This is a genomic window from Bosea sp. BIWAKO-01, from assembly GCF_001748145.1.
Classification (GTDB): Bacteria; Pseudomonadota; Alphaproteobacteria; order Rhizobiales; family Beijerinckiaceae; genus Allobosea.
On the sequence record NZ_BCQA01000001.1, the window covers coordinates 4,533,551 to 4,557,294 of the forward strand.

17 protein-coding genes are annotated in these 23,744 nt (G+C 65.4%); 11 read left to right on the plus strand and 6 right to left on the minus strand.

Annotation, left to right across the window (positions count from 1 at the left end; translation table 11 throughout):
- Positions 1-48 precede the first annotated feature (48 nt).
- From BIWAKO_RS21220 to BIWAKO_RS21240, 5 genes are all read right to left on the minus strand, one after another.
- The gene (locus tag BIWAKO_RS21220; RefSeq protein ID WP_069880330.1) at positions 49-723 is read right to left on the minus strand and encodes an AroM family protein; all 675 of its coding nucleotides are present in this window, start codon (positions 721-723) and stop codon (positions 49-51) included.
- Between the two features lie 61 nt (positions 724-784).
- Positions 785-2,455, minus strand: coding sequence for an OPT/YSL family transporter (locus BIWAKO_RS21225; protein WP_069880331.1), 1,671 nt, complete (start codon positions 2,453-2,455; stop codon positions 785-787).
- A 57-nt stretch (positions 2,456-2,512) separates the two neighbouring features.
- Positions 2,513-6,361, minus strand: a complete 3,849-nt coding sequence (locus tag BIWAKO_RS21230; protein ID WP_069880332.1) for a hydantoinase B/oxoprolinase family protein — start codon at positions 6,359-6,361, stop codon at positions 2,513-2,515.
- Entirely contained in the window at positions 6,358-7,143 is a 786-nt protein-coding gene (locus BIWAKO_RS21235) for an IclR family transcriptional regulator (RefSeq protein WP_069880333.1), read from the minus strand. The genes BIWAKO_RS21230 and BIWAKO_RS21235 overlap by 4 nt, the downstream gene beginning before the upstream one ends.
- Before the next feature lie 530 nt (positions 7,144-7,673).
- Positions 7,674-8,459 carry a class I SAM-dependent methyltransferase gene (locus BIWAKO_RS21240; protein WP_069880334.1) on the minus strand — a complete coding sequence of 262 codons (786 nt, stop codon included), beginning with the start codon at positions 8,457-8,459 and terminating at the stop codon, positions 7,674-7,676.
- A 233-nt stretch (positions 8,460-8,692) separates the two neighbouring features.
- Here BIWAKO_RS21240 and BIWAKO_RS21245 point away from each other — a divergent pair, with 233 nt between their 5' ends.
- The 4 genes from BIWAKO_RS21245 to BIWAKO_RS21260 all read left to right on the plus strand — a co-directional run bounded on the left by BIWAKO_RS21245 (position 8,693) and on the right by BIWAKO_RS21260 (position 13,421).
- Entirely contained in the window at positions 8,693-9,835 is a 1,143-nt protein-coding gene (locus BIWAKO_RS21245) for an ABC transporter substrate-binding protein (protein ID WP_069882673.1), read from the plus strand.
- Positions 9,836-9,846: 11 nt separating this feature from the next.
- Entirely contained in the window at positions 9,847-10,917 is a 1,071-nt protein-coding gene (locus BIWAKO_RS21250) for a FecCD family ABC transporter permease (protein ID WP_069882674.1), read from the plus strand.
- On the plus strand, positions 10,911-11,690 hold the full coding sequence (locus BIWAKO_RS21255) for an ABC transporter ATP-binding protein (protein WP_069880335.1): 780 nt from the start codon (positions 10,911-10,913) through the stop codon (positions 11,688-11,690). Before BIWAKO_RS21250 ends, BIWAKO_RS21255 begins: the two co-directional genes overlap by 7 nt.
- Positions 11,691-11,990: 300 nt before the next feature.
- Complete coding sequence (locus BIWAKO_RS21260) at positions 11,991-13,421, plus strand: M20 family metallopeptidase (protein ID WP_069882675.1); 1,431 nt, start codon at positions 11,991-11,993, stop codon at positions 13,419-13,421.
- A gap of 218 nt (positions 13,422-13,639) precedes the next feature.
- Here the strand turns inward: BIWAKO_RS21260 and BIWAKO_RS21265 are convergent, their stop codons facing one another.
- Positions 13,640-14,968, minus strand: a complete 1,329-nt coding sequence (locus BIWAKO_RS21265; protein ID WP_069880336.1) for an NAD(P)/FAD-dependent oxidoreductase — start codon at positions 14,966-14,968, stop codon at positions 13,640-13,642.
- A 324-nt stretch (positions 14,969-15,292) separates the two neighbouring features.
- Here BIWAKO_RS21265 and BIWAKO_RS21270 point away from each other — a divergent pair, with 324 nt between their 5' ends.
- The 7 genes from BIWAKO_RS21270 (at position 15,293) to BIWAKO_RS21300 (ending at position 23,715) form a co-directional block, all read left to right on the plus strand.
- Positions 15,293-16,141, plus strand: a complete 849-nt coding sequence (locus BIWAKO_RS21270) for a VOC family protein (RefSeq protein WP_069880337.1) — start codon at positions 15,293-15,295, stop codon at positions 16,139-16,141.
- Positions 16,142-16,236: 95 nt separating this feature from the next.
- Positions 16,237-17,841 (plus strand): ABC transporter substrate-binding protein, encoded by a 1,605-nt coding sequence (locus tag BIWAKO_RS21275; RefSeq protein ID WP_069880338.1) that lies wholly within the window; start codon positions 16,237-16,239, stop codon positions 17,839-17,841.
- 40 nt (positions 17,842-17,881) lie between these two features.
- Positions 17,882-18,859 (plus strand): ABC transporter permease, encoded by a 978-nt coding sequence (locus BIWAKO_RS21280; protein ID WP_069880339.1) that lies wholly within the window; start codon positions 17,882-17,884, stop codon positions 18,857-18,859.
- 3 nt (positions 18,860-18,862) lie between these two features.
- A complete protein-coding gene (locus tag BIWAKO_RS21285) occupies positions 18,863-19,693 on the plus strand; it encodes an ABC transporter permease (protein WP_069880340.1) in 831 nt (276 codons plus the stop codon).
- Positions 19,690-21,318, plus strand: a complete 1,629-nt coding sequence (locus tag BIWAKO_RS21290; RefSeq protein ID WP_069880341.1) for an ABC transporter ATP-binding protein — start codon at positions 19,690-19,692, stop codon at positions 21,316-21,318. The genes BIWAKO_RS21285 and BIWAKO_RS21290 overlap by 4 nt, the downstream gene beginning before the upstream one ends.
- Before the next feature lie 275 nt (positions 21,319-21,593).
- Positions 21,594-22,412: a hypothetical protein gene (locus BIWAKO_RS21295; protein ID WP_069880342.1), complete on the plus strand. Its 819-nt coding sequence runs from the start codon at positions 21,594-21,596 to the stop codon at positions 22,410-22,412.
- A gap of 31 nt (positions 22,413-22,443) precedes the next feature.
- Entirely contained in the window at positions 22,444-23,715 is a 1,272-nt protein-coding gene (locus BIWAKO_RS21300) for an extracellular solute-binding protein (RefSeq protein WP_069880343.1), read from the plus strand.
- Positions 23,716-23,744 lie beyond the last annotated feature (29 nt).

The following is a 23,744-nucleotide window of genomic DNA, read 5'->3' on the forward strand; positions in this document are numbered from 1 at the left end:
TTGCGTGGCGAGTTGCCCGAAACAGGGCCGTGAGTGCGACCGCCTCGCTCAGGCGATCTCGGAAACGAGCTTGCCGATCAGGCTGTTGGAGAGGATCACGGGCAGTTTAGCGGCTTCCGCCGCCGTGCGGCGATGAGCCTCGACGAAACCCATGCAGTCCATCAGCAGAACCGTGGCACCGCGTCTGGCGAGGTCGCGGGCCGCGTCGGCCAGGCTGGGGCCGGGCCCGCCATAGGGCGAGGCCGCAGCATAGAGCGGCCTGCGAGCAAGTCCGGCCCATTTCCCGGCCTCGCTTGCGATCTGCTCGGCGAGCGGCACGATGATGCCGAGTTGCGCGCCCTGGGTGAGGGCGGCGACCGTTGGCGGCAGGATGCGGTCAGGCTCGATCAGTTGCGCCATGCTTGCCGTCAGGCTCTCGAAATGGCCGGTGCAGAGCATCAGGATCGTGCTGCAGCCCTCGGCCTCCAGCATGGCGATCTTGGCCTGCGCCGCAGCTTCGGTGTGGCTCCTGTCGATAATGACCGAATTGCCGTCGAGCAGTTTCGTGATCAGCACGGCCGCTCCGGGCTGAGGGGCGAAGTCGCGGTCGATCTCGGCTCTGCTCAACCCGTCGAGCACGCCAGCATGGCGGCGCGGCAGGTCGGAGCCGATCGATGCATCGAGAATGGGCGTGATGTCGGAGCGCGGGGCCTGGCCGATGGTCAGGGTTCCGAGTTTGCGCATGGCGCGACCCTCCACTGTCGAATGGAAGCCCGTGCCGTTCCCGGCACGGGCGCGCAGGCGCTCAACGCCTGAAGTTCTTGATCACCGAGTCGAAGAAGCTGAAGATCGCGTCTCCGGCGATAATGCCGGCGGCGAAGACCTCCATGTCCCCGTCGCCCGTGCTGCCGCGCAGCTTCTCCCAGATAAGCCGACAGACGATGCCGGCCAGGACGGCCCAGCCCGCCATCGGGAAGCTGATCAGCAGGCCTGTGGCGAAGAGCACACCGATCTGGCGCTTCGGGCCGCCGATGAACTGCAGGATCGCGCCGGGGATCGCCCAGAGGAAGAGCTGCCAGGCGACGCCTGGCGCCACACCCGCCTTGATCGTCGCGGCATAGACCTTGTTCACGGGGGCGACGAGGTTTTGGTCGAAAAAGGACTGGTAGGAAACCAGAACCACCGCACCGGCGATGACGAAGGCGAACATCGCAGCAAAGAGCTGCTGCCGGCGGCCGTCGCGCTCGAAGGCAGGATCAGCGCCGTTGCCGCGCAGGATGTAACCGGCCTTCAGATCGTAGCCCATGTCGGCGAAGGCGGGGCCCGTCGCGGCGGAGAAGCCGACGAGCAAGGCAAGCGCCGGCATCGGGAAGCCGATCAGCATGCCGATGATCAGCGTGATCAGCGCGACGGCAAAGGCCGGGAACCAGCCAGAGTGCATCGCGGCGAGGCCGACGATGAGTTCATGCACATAGGCTGCAAAGGCCGCATAGAGCACGAACAGGATCAACATCCCGATCGACATGTCGCTCATCAGGCCGCCGACCAGCGCGATGAAGATCGCGATCACGAGATAGGCGATGGTGCCGAGACCGAGCGCGCGCCTGACTTCGGCATCGGAGACGCCGGAGGCGGCCTCGGCCAGCTTCTGGGCTTCGCTGCGCCTGAACAGGAGCTGCGCGACCTGAAACAGGGCAACGAGCCCTGCGCCGATCATGAAGCCGTGCGGGATATAGGCCGCCATCAGATCGCCCTTCGGGATGATGCCGTCGAAGAGCGGGCCGCCGAAGAGCTGGCTGGAATAGCCGCGCAGCAGCAGGCCGATGCCGAACATCGAGAGCGCCCAGATATTGCCGATGAAGGCGACGCCGAAGGCGGACATCGGAATGCCGGAGACTGCAGTCGAGCCGACAAAGCCGATGGCCGCGAGCGGCACCTTGACGAAGGAGGCGAGGATGCCGGTGACGAAGCCGACCCCCATCAGCACCGCCTTGCGTCCGCCCTCGTCGCCGGCCTTGATCGCTTCGGCAGCGGCAACGCCCGGGGGCCAGGCACCGGTCGCGGGAAACACCCGGGAATCGAACATCCGATAAAGCAGGTAGGCATCGAGAAGCATTGCGGCGAAGGCGCCTGCCAGCATCGGTAGCACCAGATCCGAGCGACCGAGCAGGAAGGGAATGCCGATCGGCAGGAGCAGGCTGTTGGCAGCACCGAATGTCGCTGACGAGATGGCGCTCTGGGCCAGGTTCTGGACATGGATCGAACGGTAGCGCGTGAACATCGCTATCGGCACGCGTGCAAGCGCCATGGCGGCGAGTGCGCCGATCAGCGATGTGTTCGCCGTGATGCCCAGAGACACCAGAAGCTGCATGCCAATGATCGCGCCAAAGACGCAAAGGATGGCGATCAGCACCAGCGTCCCGGGCTCGAACAGGCTCGGGTGCCGCTGAGGCACTCCTTTCGGTTGGTCCTTCATGCCTCAGTCCCCGTTATTGGCCCCTGAAGGGGCAGATGTGCGTGTTGACGTCAGTCGTCAGGCAACAAGGATGCCGGCCTTGGCCTCGCCGACGTCGTGCGTCGCATGGCTGGTCTGGACCCCGTAATCGCGCTTGGCTGCCTCTGGCGAGACGAGGCCGAGTGCGATGTCGCGGGCGATGGCGTCACGTGAGCGCTCGGACGCCGCGCCGTAGCCGGCGCCGCCGGCGAGCACGAGTTCGACGATCTCATGGGGATGCTTGACCTGGACGAGGTCGCCCGTTCCGACATCCTTGAGGACATGGCCCTGCTCATCGATGACCCGCCCTGATGCTCCGCCGCCGGCCTTGCCGCCGAACAGGCCCGGGATCGGGTTGTTGACGCCTTCCGGATAGAGCGAGACTAGGGTCGGGAGGCCGTCATCGGAGAGCTTGCGCAGACGGACGCGCTGGCCGAGGCCACCGCGATGCTGGCCGGCGCCACCGGAGTCGGTGAGGTAGGTCTTCTCGACGACCAGCACCGGCACCCGCGCCTCGAAGGTCTCGATCGAGGTGTTGGCGGCCGAGGTCGGATAGAGCAGGCCGGACTTGCCGTCGCCATGGGCCGAGCCGCCCTGACCGCCGCCGACGAAGAGCATGTCGGAATAGGTATCGCCCGCCTGGTCCCGGCCATAGACGCTCGCCGCCACCGGCAGGCCGGTGAAGGCCTGGACCTGTTTCGGCGCAGCCTGCGACAGGGCGCGGAAGATGTTCGGCGCGATGTACCAGCCGGTGCGCGTCCGCAAGTTGACCGCGAGCGGCTTGTCGCAGTTCAGGATCGAGCCCTTCGGCGCGTCGATCGAGAAGGCGCGGTAGCAGCCGGCATTGCCGCGGACATTCGGCGTCAGCATGCATTTCAGCGGGTAGGTCGCATGCGCCATCGTGTAGTTCAGGGTGCAGTTGAGCCCGCCCTGCGGCAGCTGCGGCGGGGCGCCCTCAAAGTCGAGATGGATCGTGTCGCCCTTGACGGTCAGCGCCAGCGGATAGGTCATCGGCGTGCCGAGCGGGTTGTTCGAGACGGTGCCGTGATAGGTCCCGTCCGGCAACGCGGCGATAGCCTCGCGCATGGCCCTCTCGGAACGGTCCTGCACCACCGAGGCGAGGGCGCGCAGATCCTGCATGCCGTAATCGCTCAGGAAGGACTGCAGGCGCTCGGCGCCGATCGCATTGGCCGCGACGAACGAGTGCAGATCGCCGAGAACCTGCTCGGAATTGCGGACGTTCTCGCCCAGCAGGCGGACCAGCGTCTCGTTGATCCGGCCAGCCTCGTAGAGCTTCATCGGCGGGATCTGGAAGCCTTCCTCGTAGATCTCGCGGGCCCTGAGGCTGTCCTTGGTGCCGCCGATATCGGAGACATGGCCGACAGTGCCCATCAGGCCGACGACGCGGTCGCCCAGGAACACCGGCGTGACCACGGCGATGTCGAAGAGATGGCCGGCGCAGAGCCAGGGATCATTGGTGATCAGAACGTCGCCGGGCTTCAGGGTGTCGGCCGGATAGCGCTCCAGCAGCGCCTTGACCGCGCGCGGCAGGGTCAGGTTGAACACCGGCATGGCGCGCGGCGAATGCGCGAGCGTCTCGCCTTCGGGGTCGAGCAGCTCGCAGGCAAAATCCTGCGCTTCAGAGATCACCAGCGAGAAGGCCGTGCGGCAGACGGTCAGCCACATCTCCTCGACGACGTTGACGAGGCGGCTCCACATGATTTCCAGAGAGATCGGGTCGGCCTCGATCCGGCGCGCGGCCTCGGCCAGCGGCATGTCGGCGCTGATCGTGGTTTCGGCAGCGCTGGCCCGCCCGACGCTGACGAGCAGGTTGAGCACCTCGTCGATCGCGACCGTATCCCCGGGAGGAACGATGGTGGTCGCCTCGCGCTCCTCGATGATGGCGGGCCCGCTGATGCTGTCGCCAGGCCGCAGGGCGTAGCGATCATAGACGGTCGCCTCGCTCCAGCCGCTTTCGAACCAGGCCTGGCGAGTACCCTTCACCTTAGTGCCGGCATCGCCCCCACCGGCCGCGCCGGAGAGCGAGAGGCTCGGCACCGGGCCGGCGCAGCGGACGCGGAAGTTGATCGCCTCGAGACGGGCGCCCTCGTAGACCGAGGTGTAGCGCGCCGAATAGGTGGTGGCGAAAGCCGCGCGGATGGCGTCCAGGCTCGATGTGTCGATCGTGCCGGCCGGCAGGGTCACCGCAATATCATGCATCTGGCCGACGAGGCGCATATCGGCCGAGCGCTCGACCGTGATGTCGGCTGGCTTCACGCCGGCCTCGAGCAGGTGCTTGCGGCCCTGGGCCTCGAGCACGCTGAGCACGGTGTTGACGGCCTGGGCGTCAAAGCCCTCCGAGAACTCGACCGGCAGCGACTGCACCATGTCGAAGGAGAGCGGCGCCGCGAGGAAGCCGAGCGCCGAGGCGGCACCCGAGGCCGGCGGAATGATGACCTGCCGGACGCCGAGCACACGGGCGACATCGACGGCGTGGGCCGGGCCCGCGCCACCGAAGCCGACCATGGCGTAGTGCCGCGGATCCTTGCCTTTCTCGACGAGATGGACACGCGCCGCAGCGCCCATGCTTTCGACGACGACCTTGTGGATGCCCCAGGCCGCTTCTTCCACGGAGAGGCCGAGCGGCTCGGCGACCGACGCAACGGCCTTGCGCGCGGCCGCGAGATCGAGCGCCATGCGTCCGCCCAGGAAGAAGCCAGGGTCATAGTAGCCGAGCACCAGATTGGCGTCGGTGACGGTCGGCTTGGTACCGCCCATGCCGTAGCAGGCCGGGCCGGGGTCGGAGCCAGCGGAGTGCGGGCCGACCTTGAGCAGGCCGACCTCGTCGATGGCGGCGATCGAGCCGCCGCCGGCGCCGATCTCGATCATGTCGATGACGGGAGCCTTGATCGGCAGGCCGGAACCCTTGGCGAAGCGGTTGACGCGCCCGGCTTCGAGCATCGGCGCGATCTCGGCGCGGCCGTCCTCGATCATGCAGGCTTTGGCGGTGGTGCCGCCCATGTCGAAGGAAATGACGTCCTTGTGGCCGGCGAGCTCGCCGAACAGGGCGGTCGCGAGGCCGCCGCCGGCCGGGCCGCTTTCGAGCAGGCGGATCGGGAAGGTGCGGGCGGTCTCTGGCGAGACCAGGCCGCCCGCCGAATGCATCAGCCGCAGCGAGCCGGTGAAGGAGCGGGCTGCGAGCTCGCGCTCCAGCCGTTCCAGATAGCGCCGCATCAGCGGCTGGACATAGGCGTTCGCTGCGGTGGTGACGAAGCGCTGATACTCCCAGATCTCGGCGACGACCTCGCTCGACAGGGAGACCGTGAGTTCAGGGCAGGCTTCACGAACGATCCGGCCGGCTTCCTGCTCATGGGCGGAGTTGCGGTAGCTGTTCAGGAAGCAGATCGCGATGGCTTCGCAGCCGGCGGCGGCAAGCTCGCGGGCGGCTGCACGCACCGCTGCGGTATCGAGCGCCGTCACGACCTTGCCGTCGCGGTCAATGCGCTCGGCGACTTCGAGGCGAAGCTCGCGCGAGACGAGCGGCTCGGGGAAGGTCAGGAACAGATCGTAGATGTCGTAGCGCTGCTCGGTTCCCATTTCGAGGATGTCACGGAAGCCGCGCGTGGTGATCAGGCCGAGCTTGGAACCCTTGCGCTCGATCACCGCGTTGGTCACCAGCGTCGTGCCATGCACGATGTCGCCGATATCGGCCAGCGTGATGCCGGCCATCTCGGTCAGCTCGCCAAGGCCGATCAGGGCCGCCTCGGACGGGTCATGCGGCGTGGTCAGGCGCTTGTGCAGCCGAACCGAGCGCTCCTGGCCGTCATAGAGGATGAAATCGGTGAAGGTGCCGCCGATATCGAAGCCGATGCGCCAACGATTGCTCATGGAGCTGTCTCCGCGATTGAGGGATGTAGGGGAATGAAGAGCGGGTCCCGGGTCAGCGCTGCGATCTCGGCGGCGCCGTCTCCCAGAGAACGGATGATGGCGAGGCGCTCCTCCTGCGTGACGGTCGCAGCCGGGAAGGAGATGCAGAGTGCGACTTCGTCGCCGGTGGTCGGGTCGCCGACCGAAACCGAGATGGCGCGCACGCCCCTGACCGCCTCGTCATGCGATTCGGCGTAGCCCTCGCGCCGTGTGACGGCGAGGCGCGCCAGGAGTTCGTCGAGGTCCTGGGGGGCCGTGTCGGACGGGGGAACGAAGCCGCTGGCATAGAGGCGGCGGACTTCGTCGTCGGGCAGGCGGGCGAGCAGCGCGCGGCCGGTGCTGGAAGCGAAGGCGGCGATACGGTCGCCAATCGACGTGACGACACGCAGGGCGTGGCGTCCGGGATGGGCCGTGACGCCGACGATGTCGGTGCCGCGTCTCACGCTGATATAGCCGGTATGCCCGACCTCGTCCGAGACGCGCCCGACCACGGTGTCGGCACGGTCGATCAGCGAAGCGGCGAAGCGGTAGATATGGCCGACCTGATTGAGCAGCAGGGAGGGGCGGTAACGCTTGCTGTCGCCGACCGTTTCAAGCAGCCCCTCGTCGCGCATCGCCCGCAGCAGCCGCGACGCATTGCTCTTCGGCATTCCAAGCAACGAAACCAGATCCGTCACGGTCACATCGTGACGCGTGCTGGAGAAGCAACGGAGCACATCGACGGCGGCCGACAGAATGGACATCCGGTTGAGTCCAAAAAAGTTCCATAAAATGGAACTGGAGTTGCAATAAAAGGAACAATATCGCGACTGACCGAAGAGTCAACGGGCGTTAAGGATTGTGGGCGGGATGCCCATGGGGACTCGCGGTGGCCCCGGAGTGTCGGATCAATGGTGCTGCAGCCCGCTTGGGCCGGTGCGCGTCGCTTGAAGCGGCCCGGCGCTCAATCCGGGGAAGGTCACGCTTTCTCGCCGACCCTGGTCATGCTGTCGGCGTCAGGAAGGCCGGTGCTGCGAATTCAGCGACGAGGCTGCGCGCGGCCCGGCGTCGGCCGATCCGGGAGGCAAGGGACTGCGCAACGCGGTACTGATCCAGCTGTTCGCCGGAAGGCTGAACGGGGCGGCGCACCGCCATTCCTGCCGATGCTGCGTGCTCGGTATGAGATGATGCTGCCCGGATCCGGCAGGGGCGAATGCCGTGCGCCTCGGGGCCGGGCGCAAGACACGCCGCCGCCCCTGCCAGTCAGCCCGTCCGCACGGGGGGAGAAATCAGCCTAAGCAGGCTTGCGTGCGGAAATCAGGAAGCGGTTTTGAGCCGCACGCTCGAGGCGCTGGTAGAGCGGCATGAAGCGGCCCTGGGCGCGGTGGATCGGGCCAAGGTCGCGGTCGACGATGATGTCCTCGAAGCCCGCCTGCCTCAGCAATTCGGCTACGGCATCGGGGCGGCACCCGTCAGAAAAATAGACGCGCGACAGGATGCTCGCATGGGTATCCGCATAGGGCGGGGGAGGCGGCACATTCCTGCTCAGGCGTTTGGCAAGTCGTGCGAGCCATTTGATCAGCCGCCTGTCCGGAGGGGTGTTGATGGTGTCCGCATCGATGATCGCGACGCGCCCGCCGGGCTTGAGAACCCTGTGCCATTCGGCGAAAGCGGCCGGCGGGTCGGGCAGCGTCCAGACGAGATGCCGCGTGACCACTGCGTCATAACTGTCCGAGGGCTCCAGTGTATTCTCGGCATCGCCGAGGAAGAGCTTGATTGGTCCCTTGCCCGAGACCTTGGCGCGGGCGCGCGCCAGCATGGCCTCGGAGAGGTCGAGGCCTGTCACTGAAAAGCCGAGTTCCGACAGCAGCAGCGAGATCACCCCGGTGCCGCAGGCCAGGTCGAGTGCCCGGCGCCCCTGATCGGTGCCAAGGTGCCGCGACAGAAGCGCGAGCCATGCGCGCCGTTCTTCCAGGGAAAAGATCTCGTGGCCCGGCGTCGTATCGAATGTCTCTGACCTGATGGACCAATAGTCCCGGATTTCATCCTTCAGGTTGCGATTTGCGATCGTGGTCGACATCGATCATTCGCCTTGTCTTGGTCCGTTTCCGACACCTTTCACCACGCTGCGCCGCATCTCACAAGTCTTTCCGTCGGTTTGTGCTGACAAGTCTTGTGAATGATCGGCCTGTTCTTCACTTTAGAATTGGTTTAATCAAGTAGATTGGACGTATTCTAAAAGATATGCCTTGACCGACCTTGTGTCATTTCATACGAGCCGCCCAGCTCAGACGAGGTTTAGGTGGTGGCATGATGGCATTGCTTCACAAGGTTATTAAAGCAGCCACTCTGACCATTGGCCTCATCGCATCGACGTTGCCTGCCTTGGCGGAGAAGGTCAGCGTCACGGATGTTCTCGGCCGCGCGGTCGAGGTCAACGCGCCAGTCGAACGCGTGATCCTTGGCGAAGGGCGGCAGATGTACTTCGTCGCCGCGCTCGACAGGGAGGATCCGTTCAAGCGTGTCGTCGGCTGGCGTGACGATCTGCCGAAGGCCGACCCCGACAGTTACAAGGCCTATCTCGCCCGCTATCCCGCCATTGCCAAACTGCCGAATTTCGGCGGCATGAAGGAGGGCGCATTCGACGTCGAGCAGGCGATCGCGCTGAAGCCGGACGTTCTCTTCCTGAATGTCGAGGCGAAGATCGCCAGCGACGAGGCCAAGCTGGTCGAAAAGCTCGCCTCCGTCGGCATTCCCGTTGTCTATGTCGATTTCCGCGAGAAGCCCTTCCAGAACACCGAACCCTCCATGCGAGTGATCGGCAAGCTCTTCGGCAAGGAGGCGCTTGCGGAGGATTTCATCAGGTTCCGGGCCGAGCAGATCTCGCTGGTGACGGACCGTCTTGCCAAGGCTACGGCGTTGAAGCGGCCGGTCGTGATGATCGAGCGCGCCGGGGGCTATTCCGACGATTGCTGCATGTCATTCGGGAACGAGAATTTCGGCAAGATGGTCGAGATCGCCGGGGGCAAGAATTTTGCGGGCGACCTGATCCCCGGGACCTTCGGTACGGTCAATGCCGAGGCAGTCGTGGCCGCCAATCCCGATGTCGTCATCGTCACCGGCGGCAATTGGGAGGCCTATGTCCCGGGTGGGGCCTGGGTCGGCCTTGGCCCCGGCGTCGACCTGATCGAGGCGCGCCGCAAGCTCACGGCGCTGTCGCGCCGCCCCGCCTTCGCCCAGACCGCTGCCGTCAAGAACGGCCGCGTCCATGGCATCTGGCACCAGTTCTACAACAGTCCCTACCAGTTCGTCGCGATCCAGGAGATTGCGAAGTGGCTGCATCCCGACCTGTTTGGGGATATCGATGCCGATGCCACGCTGAAGACGCTGCATGAGCGCTTTCTGCCCCTGCCTTATCAGCCCGGCTACTGGGTGACCGTCGGGGGCAAGGGGTGAGCGAGATCGGCATGAGCGGCGCTGCTGCCGAGGTGGCGCGAGAGGATGGAGGGCGATCGAGCTATCGCGCCCTGAACGCGCGCCGGCGCATGATCCTCGCCGGACTTTTCCTGCTGCTGCTGCTGAGCTTCATCGCCGACCTGATGATCGGCCCGGCCCGCTATGCGGCGTCCGATGTCGTGCGCGCGCTGGTAATGCCGGACAGCGTCCCGGTGGCCGTGCGCGTCGTGATCTGGGACATCCGCTTGCCGGTGGCGTTGATGGCGGTCGTGACCGGAGCATCGCTGGCCATGGCGGGCGCCCAGATGCAGACGATCCTGAACAATCCGCTCGCAAGCCCGTTTACGCTCGGGATATCGGCCGCCGCCAGTTTTGGTGCGGCGCTCGCACTCGTGTTCGGCGTCGCGATCCTGCCGTTCGCCGTCGATTATATCGTGCCGCTGAACGCGTTCATCGCGGCGATGGGGGCGGCCATGCTGATCCATGTGCTCAGCCAGTCCCGCGGCGTGACGACCGAGACTGTGATCCTGCTCGGCATCGCCCTGGTCTTCACCTTCAACGCCTTGCTCGCATTGCTGCAGTTCTTCGCCTCCGAGCAGGCGCTCGGCGCTGTCGTCTTCTGGATGATGGGGAGCCTGACGAAGGCAAGCTGGAACAAGCTTGCGATCACCAGTGCCGTGGTTGTCTTGTGCTTGCCCTTCTTTATGCGCCGCGCCTGGGCCCTCACCACGCTTCGCCTCGGCGACGAGAAGGCGGCAAGCTTTGGCATCGATGTCAGGCGGTTGCGGCTCGAGATCATGCTGCTGGTCAGCCTGCTGGCGGCTGTGCCCGTGTCCTTCGTCGGCACGATCGGCTTCATCGGCCTCGTCGGCCCGCATATCGCCCGCATGGTGATCGGCGAGGATCAGCGCTTCTTCCTGCCGGCGTCGGCGCTTGCCGGTGCCGCAATCCTCTCGGCCTCTTCGGTCGTCAGCAAGTCGCTGATCCCGGGCCTCATCTTCCCGATCAGCATCGTAACGGCGCTCATCGGCGTGCCGTTCTTCTTCAGCTTGATCCTGACCAATCGGAAGCGGTCATGGTAGTTGGCTTGCAGCTTCGCGATGTCGGTGTCCGCTACGGCCGCAAGGTCGTGCTGAGCGAGGTGACCACGCCGCTGCTCAGCGGTGGAGAGGTCATTGCCGTGATCGGCCCGAACGCTGCCGGCAAGTCGAGCCTCTTCCGGCGGATTGCCGGCCTTGTGCCGGGTCCGGGCGAGGTCAGCATTTCCGGCGAGAGTTCCGTGCCCGGGCGGCGCGCGCCGCTGTCCTGCTACCTGCCGCAGGATACCGCGGTGAACGCAGTGCTCACCGTCTATGAGTCGATACTGCTCGCCTTCAAGCAGGGCGGGACATGGTCGGTCAGCGATGACGAGCTCAAGCGGATCGATCGCGTGCTGCGCGATCTCGAGATCGAAGACCTCGCCTTCAGGGGGCTTGGGGAGCTCAGCGGCGGTCAGCGGCAGCTGGTCTCGATTGCCCAGACCCTCGCGCGTGAACCGGACATCCTATTGCTCGACGAGCCGACGAGCGCGCTCGATCTCCATCGCCAGTTCGAGGTGCTGTCGCTCGTGCGTCGTCTGGCGCGCGACCGGGGCATGTGCGTCCTGATCTCGATCCACGACCTCAATCAGGCGTTGCGCGTTGCCGACAGGGTCCTCGTCCTGGCCAAGACCCGCCTCGTCGCGATCGGTGCGCCGCGCGAGATCGTGACGCCCTCGCTGCTGGATGAGGTCTATGGCGTCAGGGCGCGGGTCGAAGGCCTGTCGAGCGGCGAGCCCTACGTGGTCGTCGAGGGCTCCACGCGCCACGCTGCATAGGGATCGGTCGTCCGGTCGCGCGCGCCGGGGCTGCGGACGCGTCCCTCGGTGCCGCCTGAAACGGCTGAATGATCATCGATCAAGCTGCGTAGCTCAGCGCCCCCTTGGTGGCTGCGACCGGGATGAGGTCCTGCCTGCGTGGAATCCTGCGCTGGCTGCATGGCGCGATCGTGCCCCATGCTCCCCACCGGGTTGCCGCCCGAACCGTTTGGTCTGATGTCGTGATGCGCGTTTGCGCAGAGACCGATCCGAGCGATCGGCCGTGCGACGGCATGGGCAGGAATGAGCCAGGAGCAGGATATGACCGATCAGCAGAACAGCGCCGAGATCTGGCGGTTGGCGGATGCCAAGAGCCCGGCATTTTTCGAGCTTAGCGACCGCGTCTGGGCCATGCCCGAACTGAATTATCAGGAAGAGCGTTCAGCCGCCGAACACGCCGCGATGCTCGAGAAGGAGGGCTTCCGCGTCGAGAAGGGCGTCGCCGGCCTTCCGACGGCGCTGATCGGCGAGTCGGGCGAGGACGGTCCCGTTATTGCGATCCTCGGTGAATATGACGCGCTGCCCGGCTTGAGCCAGGAGGCCGGCGTCGCCGAGCAGCGCCCGCTCGTGTCGGGTGGCAATGGTCATGGCTGCGGCCACAACATGCTCGGCTCGGCTTCGCTGCTTGCCGCGACCGCCGTCAAGGACTGGCTCGCCGCGAACGGCATCAAGGGACGCGTGCGCTATTACGGCTGCCCAGCCGAGGAGGGCGGCTCGTCCAAGGGCTTCATGGTACGCGCCGGGCTGTTTGACGATGTCGATGTCGCGATCTGCTGGCATCCCTCCTCATTCACCGGTGTCAGCAAGGCGATCTCGCTTGCCTGTGTCGAGGTCGAGTTTACCTTCCGGGGCCGTGCATCCCATGCCGCTGCCTCGCCGCATCTCGGTCGCAGTGCGCTCGATGCGGTCGAATTGATGAATATCGGCGTCAACTACATGCGCGAGCACATGCCGAGCGATGCGCGCGTGCATTACGCGATCATCGATGCCGGAGGCATTGCGCCAAATGTCGTGCAGGCGCAGGCGACCGTGCGTCATTTGATCCGCGCCCGGACGCTCAGCGAGATGTGGGACCTGGTGCGGCGGGTCAAGGCGATCGCCGATGGCGCCGCATTGATGACGGAGACCTCAGTCGTTGCGCAGCAATTGTCTGGGGATGCCAACCTCGTCGGCAACCGCCCGCTCGAGGAAGCCATGCACGCCAACCTCATCCGCCTCGGTGGGCCTGGTTTCGACGCCGCTGACCGGGCCTTCGCCGCAGAGTTCCAGAAGACCTTCTCGAAGGAGGATATCCGTTCCTCCTATGGCCGCTTCGGTCTGTCGGTGCAGGAGGGTGAATCGCTCAGCGACGACATCTATCCGCTGGACTATGTTGCTGCGCTCTCCGTGGGGTCTACCGATGTTGGAACGGTGAGCTGGGTCGTTCCGACCGTGCAATGCCGCGTCGCATGCTATGCAGTGGGCACGCCCGGACATTCCTGGCAACTCGTCGCCCAGGGGCTGGCGCCAGCCGCACATAAGGGGCTTTCGCTCGCGGCCAAGGCCATGGCCGGGGTTGCGGTCGATGTCCTGTCCCAGCCGGCGCTGCTGAAGGCGGCCAAGGCTGATTTCGCCGCGTTCCGTGCCGAGAACCCGTTCCAGAACCCGATCACCGACGATATCGAACCGCCGCTCGACATGGCCGCTCACTGAGCGGTGCACCTGGCCACGACCAGTTACCGCTCAGCAAAAATCGCCCGGGCGATCGTCCGGGCGATGATGTCGAAATGGCACCAGAACTCCGGCTCCTTCGGTCCGGGCGCACCAAAGGAACCATCCGGAGGGACGGTCTCTGCCGCGCTGCCGCCGAGGCGCCGGGGCGGCCACGAAGGCGACCGCCGCGCCCGTGGGCCATATCCGGCGAGGCGTGCTCAGATCTCGGTTGCATCCAACCGCCGATAGAGCGGCAGCGCGAGCGGCGCGATCCGGCGCACGATCGCGCGGAACGGCTGGGGTTTAGGCTCGGACAAGGGCAGGCCGAGCGTCTCGATCGCCGTGCCCTGCGTCGCCCTGGCAAGCTCGCGACCGAGCGAGATGGACAGTGCAACGGCCCGGCCATTGCAGCCGACCCAGGCAAAACCGTCCGGCCCGAGACGGTGGATGCGCGGATAGCCCGGCACCTGCGGCTGAAGCAGATTGTCGGGGGTCATGCCGACATAGCCCGACCAGACATAGTCGAACGCGACATCGCCGAGCTGCGGCCAGAGTTGTTTCAGCCGCGCCGCGATCTGCGGTCGCAGATTGACACCACCGTCGCCCGGCAGCACGGCCGCACCGCCGGTGACAAGGCGGTTACGGGCATCCCAGCGAGCGAAATAGAGTTCGCGATGGGTGTCCGACATGGCTTGGCGGCCCGGGATGACGGTCTTGGCGATGTTGTCGCTGACCGGCTTTGTCGCCATCTGCCAGGACAGGACAGGGATGACCTCGCCGGCGATCTCCGGGGCGAGCTCGCGTTCGAATTCGCCGGTATAGGCATTGGTCGCCAACACGAGCGCGCGAGCGGTGACCGAGCCGCGCGCCGTCTTGACGGTCCAGCGGCCATTGGCATGGCTCATCGAAATGGCGGGCGACCGCGCATAGATGGTCGTGCCGAGCTTCAGCGCGACCTCGGCCAGTCCACGGGTCAGCGCGAGCGGATTGATATGGCCGCCGCTGGGGTTCCAGAAGCCGCCGAACCAGGCATCCGAGCCGAGCATCTCTGCCGTAGCGGCGCGATCGAGCAGCTCGACCGGCGCCCCGATCGCCGACCATTCGCGAACGCGCTTCTCGGCGAGCTTGAAGCGGCCGGGCGAATGGACGGGCTGGATCCACCCGGCCTGTTCGGCCTCTGCCGGAATGTCGTGTTTCCGTACGAGGTCGAACAGATACTGAGCGCTGTCGCGCAGCACCGCGTTGAGGCGTTCGCCGGCTTCGCCATGGCGTTTCACCATCGCGGAGGGATCGTGGCCGGCGAGCGTCGGAATGACCTGGCCATTGTTGCGCCCTGAGGCGCCCCAGCCGGGCTCGGCTGCTTCCACGATCGTGACGCCGACGCCGCTCTCGCGGAGATGGATCGCAGTCGAGAGGCCGGTGAAGCCGGCTCCAATCACCACGACATCGGTTTGAACATCACCGTCGAGCGCGCCGAGCACCGGGCCGGGCTGGGCGGTGGCGGCCCAGAGAGAGGGAGGCCAGGTGACGGAGAGCGGAGCGGTCATCGGTGGCGGTCTTTCGCAGGGCTGGCTGGCCAAAGCTCGTTTGGCAGGAGTTCGCGCATACTTGCCGCCATGACCGGCCGCTCGCAAGTAGGTTGGTTCCAGCCATTTGCCCGACGGAGAACAGTTTTCTATTTTTCTTGCTTACGGCGAACAAAATCTACCAAATTTAGGCTTTCTCTCTCGGGTTGTTGAAAATACTATTCTCCGGACGCTATGTGTGCCGCGCAGCGGGGGCCGCTGGAATCGTCACCTCGAAGTGGTTGCGCCCCTCTGTTTGTTCGGATGAACTCGGCTTCCGTTGGGTTCTTGGTCAAAGGGGGCGTCATGTCGCTCAAGCACATTCTCGGTCTCGATCATGTCGTTGTGACCGTCCGCGATCTCGATGCTTCTGCCCGGCAATGGGAGCGCCTCGGTTTCACGGTTTCGCCGCGTGGCACCCATTCGCCGATCCTCGGCACCGGCAACTACACGATCATGTTCGGAGACGACTATCTCGAACTGCTCGGCGTGCTGACCGAGACGGATCAGAACAAGCCGACCCGCGACTATCTGAAGAACCGGGAAGGCTTGGAGCGCGCCGCCTTCACCACGGATGATGCCGCTGCCGGCGCAGCCGAACTCAAGAGCCGTGGCCTCGAGCCCCTGGGGCCCGTGCATTTCGGCCGGCCGGTTGACCTGCCGAATGGCGGGACGGGCGAGGCGAAGTTCAATGTCTTCCGTTGGCCGCTGAACGAGAGCCCCGGCGGCCTGCGCATTTTTGCCTGCCAGCATTTGACGCGCGAGACGGTCTGGATCCCTGAGCTCCAGTCACATGCCAACGGCGCGAGCCGTATCGTCCGTATCGAGGTCCTCGCCGCGGATCCGAAGGCGGCCGCCGGGCATCTCAGCCGTTTGATCGACGAGCCTGCGCGCCCGCAGGATGACGGCTGGTTGGTGCCGTCGGGCGGCACGCGGGCCGATTTCCTGTTCTATGATGCGGCCGGTTTTGCGCGGCGCTATCCTGATGCGGTGCGGATCGGCGCGGCTCCTGCCGGAGCAACCGCGATCGTCCTGGCAAGTGCCGATCTCGAAGGCGCTGCCAAAGCGCTTGGCCCGCTCGCGGTGCGCCATGGCAGCGCCGTCAGCGTGCCGGCCGACTCCGCCAATGGCGTGATCGTCAGCTTCGTAGCGTGACGGGGGACGTCGCTCCCCTTTGAGAACAGCCTGATGGCCGGATCATCGTGAATTCCGGCTCTGCCCTTATCGAACACCGGACCCAGGAGGTCTCCATGGATATGACCCGCCGCGCCGCGCTGCTGACCAGCGCCGCCATCGCTTCCAATGTGCTGTTTCCGATGCGCTCCTTCGCGCAGGAGACGCCGCGCAAGGGCGGGGTCTTCACCGTCCATTACGGCGCCGAGCAGCGCCAGTTGAACCCGAGCCTGCAGGCCTCGACCGGCGTCTACATCATCGGCGGCAAGATCCAGGAACAATTGGTCGATCTCGATGCCAGCGGCCAGCCGGTCGGCGTGCTCGCCGAGAGCTGGGAGGCTGCGCCCGACGGCAAGACGATCACGTTCAAGCTGCGGCCGGGCGTGACCTGGCATGATGGCAAGCCCTTCACCTCCGCCGACGTGCAGTTCACGGCGATGGAGATGTGGAAGAAGATTCTCAACTACGGCACCACGCTGCAGCTCTTCCTGACCGCCGTCGATACGCCCGACCCGCTGACGGCGGTGTTTCGCTACGAGCGCCCGATGCCGCTCAACCTGCTGCTGCGCGCGCTGCCCGACCTCGGCTACATCTCGCCCCGCCATCTCTACGAAGGCAAGGGCGACATCCGCCAGAACCCTGTCAATCTCGCGCCAGTCGGCACGGGCCCGTTCAAGTTCGCGCAGTACGAGCGCGGCCAGCACATCATTGCCGATCGCAACCCGAACTACTGGCGCGCCAATGCCCCCTATCTCGACCGGATCGTCTGGCGCGTGGTTACCGATCGCGCTGCCGCCGCCGCCCAGATGGAAGCGGGGCAGATCCACTACAGCCCGTTCTCGGGCCTGACGATTTCGGATTCCGCCCGTCTCGGCAAGGATCCGCGCTTCATCGTTTCGACCAAGGGCAACGAGGGCAACGCCCGCACGAACACGATCGAGTTCAATTTCCGCCGCAAGGAACTCGCGGATATCCGGGTCAGGCGCGCCATCGCGCATGCGCTCGACATTCCGTTCTTCATCGAGAACTTCCTCGGCGATTTCGCCAAGCTCGGCACGGGCCCCGTGCCTTCCGTCTCGACCGATTTCTATCCGGCCGATAACGGCCCGCAATATCCCTTCGACAAGGCACTCGCCGCGAAGCTGCTCGACGAAGCCGGCTTCAAGGCCGGCGCCGGCGGGACGCGCTTCTCAGTGCGCCTGCTGCCGGCTCCGTGGGGCGAGGACATCACGCTCTTTGCCACCTTCATCCAGCAGTCGCTCGCGAATGTCGGCATCAAGGTCGAGATCGTGCGCAATGATGGTGGCGGCTTCCTGAAGCAGGTCTATGACGATCACGCCTTCGACCTCGCCACCGGCTGGCACCAGTATCGCAATGATCCTGCAGTCTCGACGACGGTGTGGTATCGCTCTGGGCAGCCCAAGGGTGCGCCGTGGACCAATCAATGGGACTGGACCGATCCGACGATCGACAAGATCATCGACGACGCGGCGACCGAGGTGGATCCGGCGAAGCGCAAGGCGCTCTATGGCGACTTCGTGCGGCGCGCCAATACGGAGCTGCCGATCTGGACGCCGATCGAGCAGATCTTCCTGACGGTGATCAACGCCAAGGCCCGCAACCACTCCAACACGCCGCGCTGGGGCTCGAGTTCCTGGCACGATCTTTGGTTGGCGGAGTGACGCGTCCACCAGCCTCCGCAGTCGAAACCGGCCAGTTCCCATGCGCGTATTAGCTCTTGCGGGGCGGCGCCTTGCCGCCTCGATCCCGACCCTGATCCTGATCCTGATCGGGGTGTTCCTGCTGCTGCAATTCGCGCCGGGCGATACGGTCGATGCGATGATGGCGCAGATGGGCGGGGGCGATGCCGCCACCGCCCGCCATCTGCGCGAGTTCTACGGGCTCGATCTCTCGGTCTGGGCCCAACTCGGCAATTATCTCTGGCGGCTGGTCAGGCTCGATCTCGGCTTCTCCGCGATCTACGGCAAGCCGGTCGTGACCGTGATTGCGGAGCGGCTGCCGGCGACGATCCTGCTGATGAGCGCTTCGCTGTCCTTCGCCTTTTTCTTCGGACTGATTTTCGGCGTGGTCGCGGCGCGCGGCGTCAACAGATGGCCGGATACGCTGATCTCGACGCTGGGCCTGATTTTCTACGCGATGCCGACCTTCTGGTTCGGCTTGATGGCGATCGTCGTGTTCTCGATCTACCTGCAATGGCTGCCCGCCGGTGGTTTCGAGGACATCACGGTCAGCCTCACCGGGCTGGCCCGCACGCTCGACATTGCCCGGCACCTCGTCCTGCCGACCCTGACGCTCGGCCTGTTCTACATGGCGATCTATCTGCGCATCATGCGCGGCTCGATGCTCGAGGTGCTCAATCTCGATTTCGTCCGCACGGCACGGGCCAAGGGCATGGACGAGACACGCGTGGTGGTGCGGCATGTCCTGCGCAACGCGCTGCTGCCGATGGTGACGCTGATCGGCCTGCAGGCTGGCACGATGCTGGGCGGTTCGGTGGTGGTCGAGAGCGTGTTCTCGCTGCCGGGGCTGGGGCGGCTGGCTTATGAATCTGTCGTCCAGCGCGATCTCAACACCTTGCTCGGGATCATCTTCGTCTCGGCGCTGCTGGTCATCGCGGTCAATTTCATCGTCGACCTGCTCTATGCCCGGCTCGACCCGCGCATCACGGCGGGAGCCTGAGCCATGGAGTTCGCAAAGCTCTACTTCCGCAGTCCTTCGGCCGTCATCGGCCTGCTGCTGCTCATCCTCGTGCTGGCCATGGCGGCGACGGCCGACTGGCTCTATCCGCGCGATCCGCTGGCGCTCGCCGGGCGACCGCTGATCTGGCCCTTCAGCAATCCGCGCTTCCTGCTCGGGACCGACAATTCCGGCCGCGACATCGCCGCGCAGATCTTCCATGGCGCCCGTATTTCGCTGCTGATCGGTCTCGTCGCGACCTTCATCTCGGTCATGATCGGCATCACGATCGGCGCCTTCGCCGGCTATTACGGCAGCTGGATCGACACCGTACTGATGCGCGTGACCGAGGCCTTCCAGACATTGCCGAACTTCCTGTTGCTGCTCGTGCTCGTCGCGGTGTTCGGCTCGACCATCACCACGGTGACGGTCGCCATCGGCATCGTCTCATGGCCGGCTTCGGCGCGACTGACGCGCGCCGAGTTCCTCTCGCTGCGCAACCGCGAGTTCGTGCAGGCGGGACGCACACTCGGGCTGAAGGACATCAAGCTGATCTTTGGCGAGATCCTGCCGAACGCTCTGCCTCCGGTGATCGTCTATGCCAGCGTCGTGATGGCGGTCGCGATCCTGCTCGAGAGCGCGCTCGCCTTCCTGAAGCTCTCCGACCCGAACGTTGCTTCCTGGGGCAACCTGATCGGGGCCGGGCGCGATGTGCTGCGCGTGCAGTGGTATGTCTCGGCCATTCCCGGCGTCGCCATCCTCGTCACCGTGCTCGCCGTCTCGCTGGTCGGGCAGGGGCTCAATGACGCGCTCAATCCGAGACTGAAGAGCAGATGACCCCGATCCTTGTCCTCGACGATGTCAGCGTGAGGCTGCCGGCCGGCGCCGACCGGTCGCACGCCATGGCGAATGTGTCGCTCTCACTGGAAGCCAACGAGATTCTCTGCGTCGTCGGCGAATCCGGCTCCGGCAAGTCGATGACGGCCAACGCCATCATGCGGCTGCTGCCGGGCGGGGTTGCGATCGACGGCGGCCGCATCCTCTTCGAGGGGCGCAACCTTGCCGATGTAAGCGAGGCCGAGATGCGCAAGGTGCGCGGCGCCGGTATCGCGATGATCTTCCAGGAGCCGATGACCGCGCTGAATCCCTTGCGCAGCATTGGCGACCAGATCGGCGAGATGTTCGAGATCCATACCGATCTGCCGGCCGGCGAGATCAGGACGCGGGTCCTTGCCCTGCTCGACGAGGTGCTGATTCCCGATCCGGCCTCGGCGATCAAGGCTTATCCGCATGAACTCTCGGGCGGCCAGCGCCAGCGCGCCATGATCGCCATGGCACTCGCACTCGATCCCAGGGTGCTGATCGCCGACGAGCCGACGACGGCGCTCGACGTCACCACCCAGGCGCAGATCCTCGAACTCATTCGCGACCTGCAGCGGCGCAAGGGCACGGCCGTTCTGTTCATCACCCATGATTTCGGTGTCGTTGCCGAAATCGCCGACCGTGTCGCGGTGATGAGCCAGGGCCGCGTCGTCGAAGAGGGCACGGCCAGTGCCGTGCTGGACAACCCCCGGCACGCCTACACGAAGCAACTGATCGCCGCAGTGCCGCCACTGAAGGCTCCGCCTCCGCGCCCCCTGTCCAGCGATCCGATCCTGACCATAGAGCACGTCTCGAAGACCTATCGCACCGGTGGCTTCTTCGGTCGCGGCCAGCGCATCACCCACGCGGTCAAGGATGTTTCGTTGGTGCTGCCCAAGGGCGGCACGCTCGGCATCGTCGGAGAGTCCGGTTCCGGCAAGTCGACACTGGCGCGCTGCCTCGTGCGCCTGATCGATCCCGAGAGCGGCGAAATCCGCCTGAACGGCCGCGACCTCGCCTGTCTGACCCGCGAGCAGATGCGGGCCGAGACGCGCCATATCCAGATGGTGTTCCAGGATCCGTTTGCCTCGCTCAATCCCCGCCGCAAGGCGGGCGAGGCGGTCGCGCAAGGCCTCGTCGTTCACGGCATGCCGCGTGCGCAGGCCTTGGCGCGCGCCAAGGAACTCTTTGGGCTGGTGGGTCTCGATCCCGCCGCAACCGAGCGCTACCCGCATGAGTTCTCGGGCGGCCAGCGCCAGCGGATCGGGCTTGCCCGCGCATTGGCTCTGGAGCCGGATGTGCTGGTGGCGGACGAGCCCGTCTCCGCGCTCGACGTATCGGTCCAGGCGCAGGTGCTGAAGCTGCTGGCGGAACTGCGCCAGCGTCTTGGCCTGTCGATCGTCTTCATCACCCATGACCTGCGCGTGGCAGCGCAGGTCTGTGATCTTGTTGCTGTCATGAAGAGCGGAGAAGTGGTGGAGGCCGGGCTGATCGGCACTGTCTTCGGCAATCCGCAACACCCCTATACCCAAGCGCTGCTCGCCTCGATTCCCGGGCGCGAGTTCGGGCTGGAGCGGGTGGCCGAGCGGCAGGAGGGCTGACCCTCAAACGCCTGTGGTCACCCTTCATCCCCGCGGCGCGGGGGGCGGCCATTTTCCGGCTTGAACAGCATAAACTGGTTCTATATTGGTATCGTACCAGAGAGTGTTGGCCGCGCCGAGCGCGCGAAGCGGGAGCACGCGGAACAGTGGAAGGCGAAGGGTCTCTTTCAGGGTCCGCAGAACGTCCCGCTGTTTGCGCTGTTCCGAAGGCATCGGTTGGCTGGCGCATCCTGTCGCAGGTCAGCGTCAAGGGCAGCGCGCCCTTCAACGAGGACATGGCGGGCTCTGCCGGCTCGCATGCCTGGATCATCGATGGGGCCGCCTTTTTCTCAGGCGCTTCCAGAACCGAGCAGCAATCGGAAGGGGCCTGGCTGGCGCAGCGGGTCGATGAGGTCCTGCGCGCCACGGCGCGCGACGAAACTCCGCTTTCCGAGGTGGCGGCGACCCTCGAGGTGGCCGTCGCCCGGGATTACGCCGCGCTGGGTGACGGTCAGCCTGAGCGTGTCGGAGGAGAGGGGCCTTCAGCCGTCCTCGGCCTCCTGCGCCTTTCAGCGGCGGGGCAATCCTGTCGTATCGAGGGCGTGGTGATCGGTGATGTGTCGATCATCATCCGCGATGGCCAACGCATGGAGCGCTGGACGGACCCTTCGGCGGGCCCGTTCGAGGCCCGGACAATCGCGGCGGCTGGAACCGGTCTGCGGCGTGACGGTGAGCCGATGTCGGCGCCCGCTTTGGCACAGATTCACGAGAATCGCCGTTTCCTGAACCAACCGGACGGCTATTGGGCTGTTCACCCCGGGCTGTCGTGGCGGGGGGGCTTGCGTTCCTTCGTCGCGACCGTGTCTTCGACGGCGACGGTGCTGCTGGCCTCCGACGGGTTCATGCGCCTTGTCGATGTCCTGAAACGCTATGATGAGGCTGGTCTCATGCAGGCGGTGGTGAGCGACGGCGCGGCTGCGCTCGTTGCCGAACTGCGCCGGCTCGAGAGCGGAGATCCACGGACGGAACGGTTCAACCGCGTCAAAATCCACGATGACGCGACCGCGCTCGTCGTCACGCCGGACCTGCCGGCGGCCGGATTCATCCAACAATAACAAACGTTACGTTCAACGAGGGAGAGCAAACATGTTGGCCGGGATTCTGACCAGATCCATCTTGAAGCGGGCGCTTGGCAAGCTCGCGCTGACGGCTTTCGCCGCTGCGACCGTCTTTGCCGCTCCGGTGCGGGCAGAGGATCTGACCCTGTGGAGCTGGCGCCAGGAGGACAAGGCTGCCTATGCCAAGTTCATCGAGGCGTTCCGCAAGAAACATCCCGACATCAATGTGAAGTTCGAGGCTTTCGAGGCCGCGAACTATCCAACCGTCCTCTCGACAGCTCTTGCCGGCGGCACGGGACCGGACATCGTGCAGGTGCGCGCCTACGGCACGCTTGGCGTCGGCAAGCCGGACTATCTCGTGCCGCTCGACAAGACGATGGTGCCGGAGTTCGACAATTTCCCCGCTTCGGCGGTGGCGGCAGAGACCATGCGGTCCGATGGCAAGCTCTATGCGGTGCCCTTCGCCTCGCAGACCATGCTGATCATCTACAACAAGGAACTGTTCGAGAAGGCCGGCGTCACGCCGCCTGCGACATGGGACGAACTCGTCGCCGTTTCGAAGACGTTGAAGGAGAAGGGCATCACCCCCTTCGGCAACGGCACCGCCACCTCCTGGCAGAACGAAACCATCGTCGGCGCCTTGCTCTCCTCCCAGATCGGCAAGCAGTTCGAGCAGGACGTGCTCGCCGGCAAGGCCGATTTCACCGATCCACGCTTCGTCGGCGCTCTCACCAAGCTGAACGAGCTGAAGGATTACTTCGCTCCGAATTTCTCGGGCGTGGATTATGCCGCTTCGCAGCAGTTCTTCGCGGCCGGGCGTGCAGCCATGTTTGCCGGCGGCTCGTTCGAGCTCGCCAACTTCCTGCGCCAGAATCCCAAGCTGAAACTGGGGATCTTCGCCTCGCCGGTCGCCAAGGCCGGCGATGAACGGCTGGTCGCGCTCTATTACGACGGTGGCTACGCGATCAACGCAGCGTCGAAGAAGAAGGACGCGGCGCTCAAGTTCCTGCGCTTCCTCGGTACGCCTGAGTTCGGTACCGCCTTCTCGAACGATCTGCAGAACATCTCGCCGATCAAGGGCGTGAAGTTCGAGAACCCGTTGTTGAAGGAGGTCGCGGCGCTCAACGAGCAGGCCATGTCCTACATCATGCTGGTCAATTTCCGCTATCAGGAGCCGACGGGCTCGGTGCTGCTGCAGTCCGGTGTGCAGAAGATGCTGGCGGGCAAGGCGACCCCGGCCGAGGTCGGTGCGGAGGTCACGAAGGGCATTGGGACCTACTACGCGCCCTTCAAGAAGTAAGCTCCGGAGCTGCAGCGCTCATGATGCGC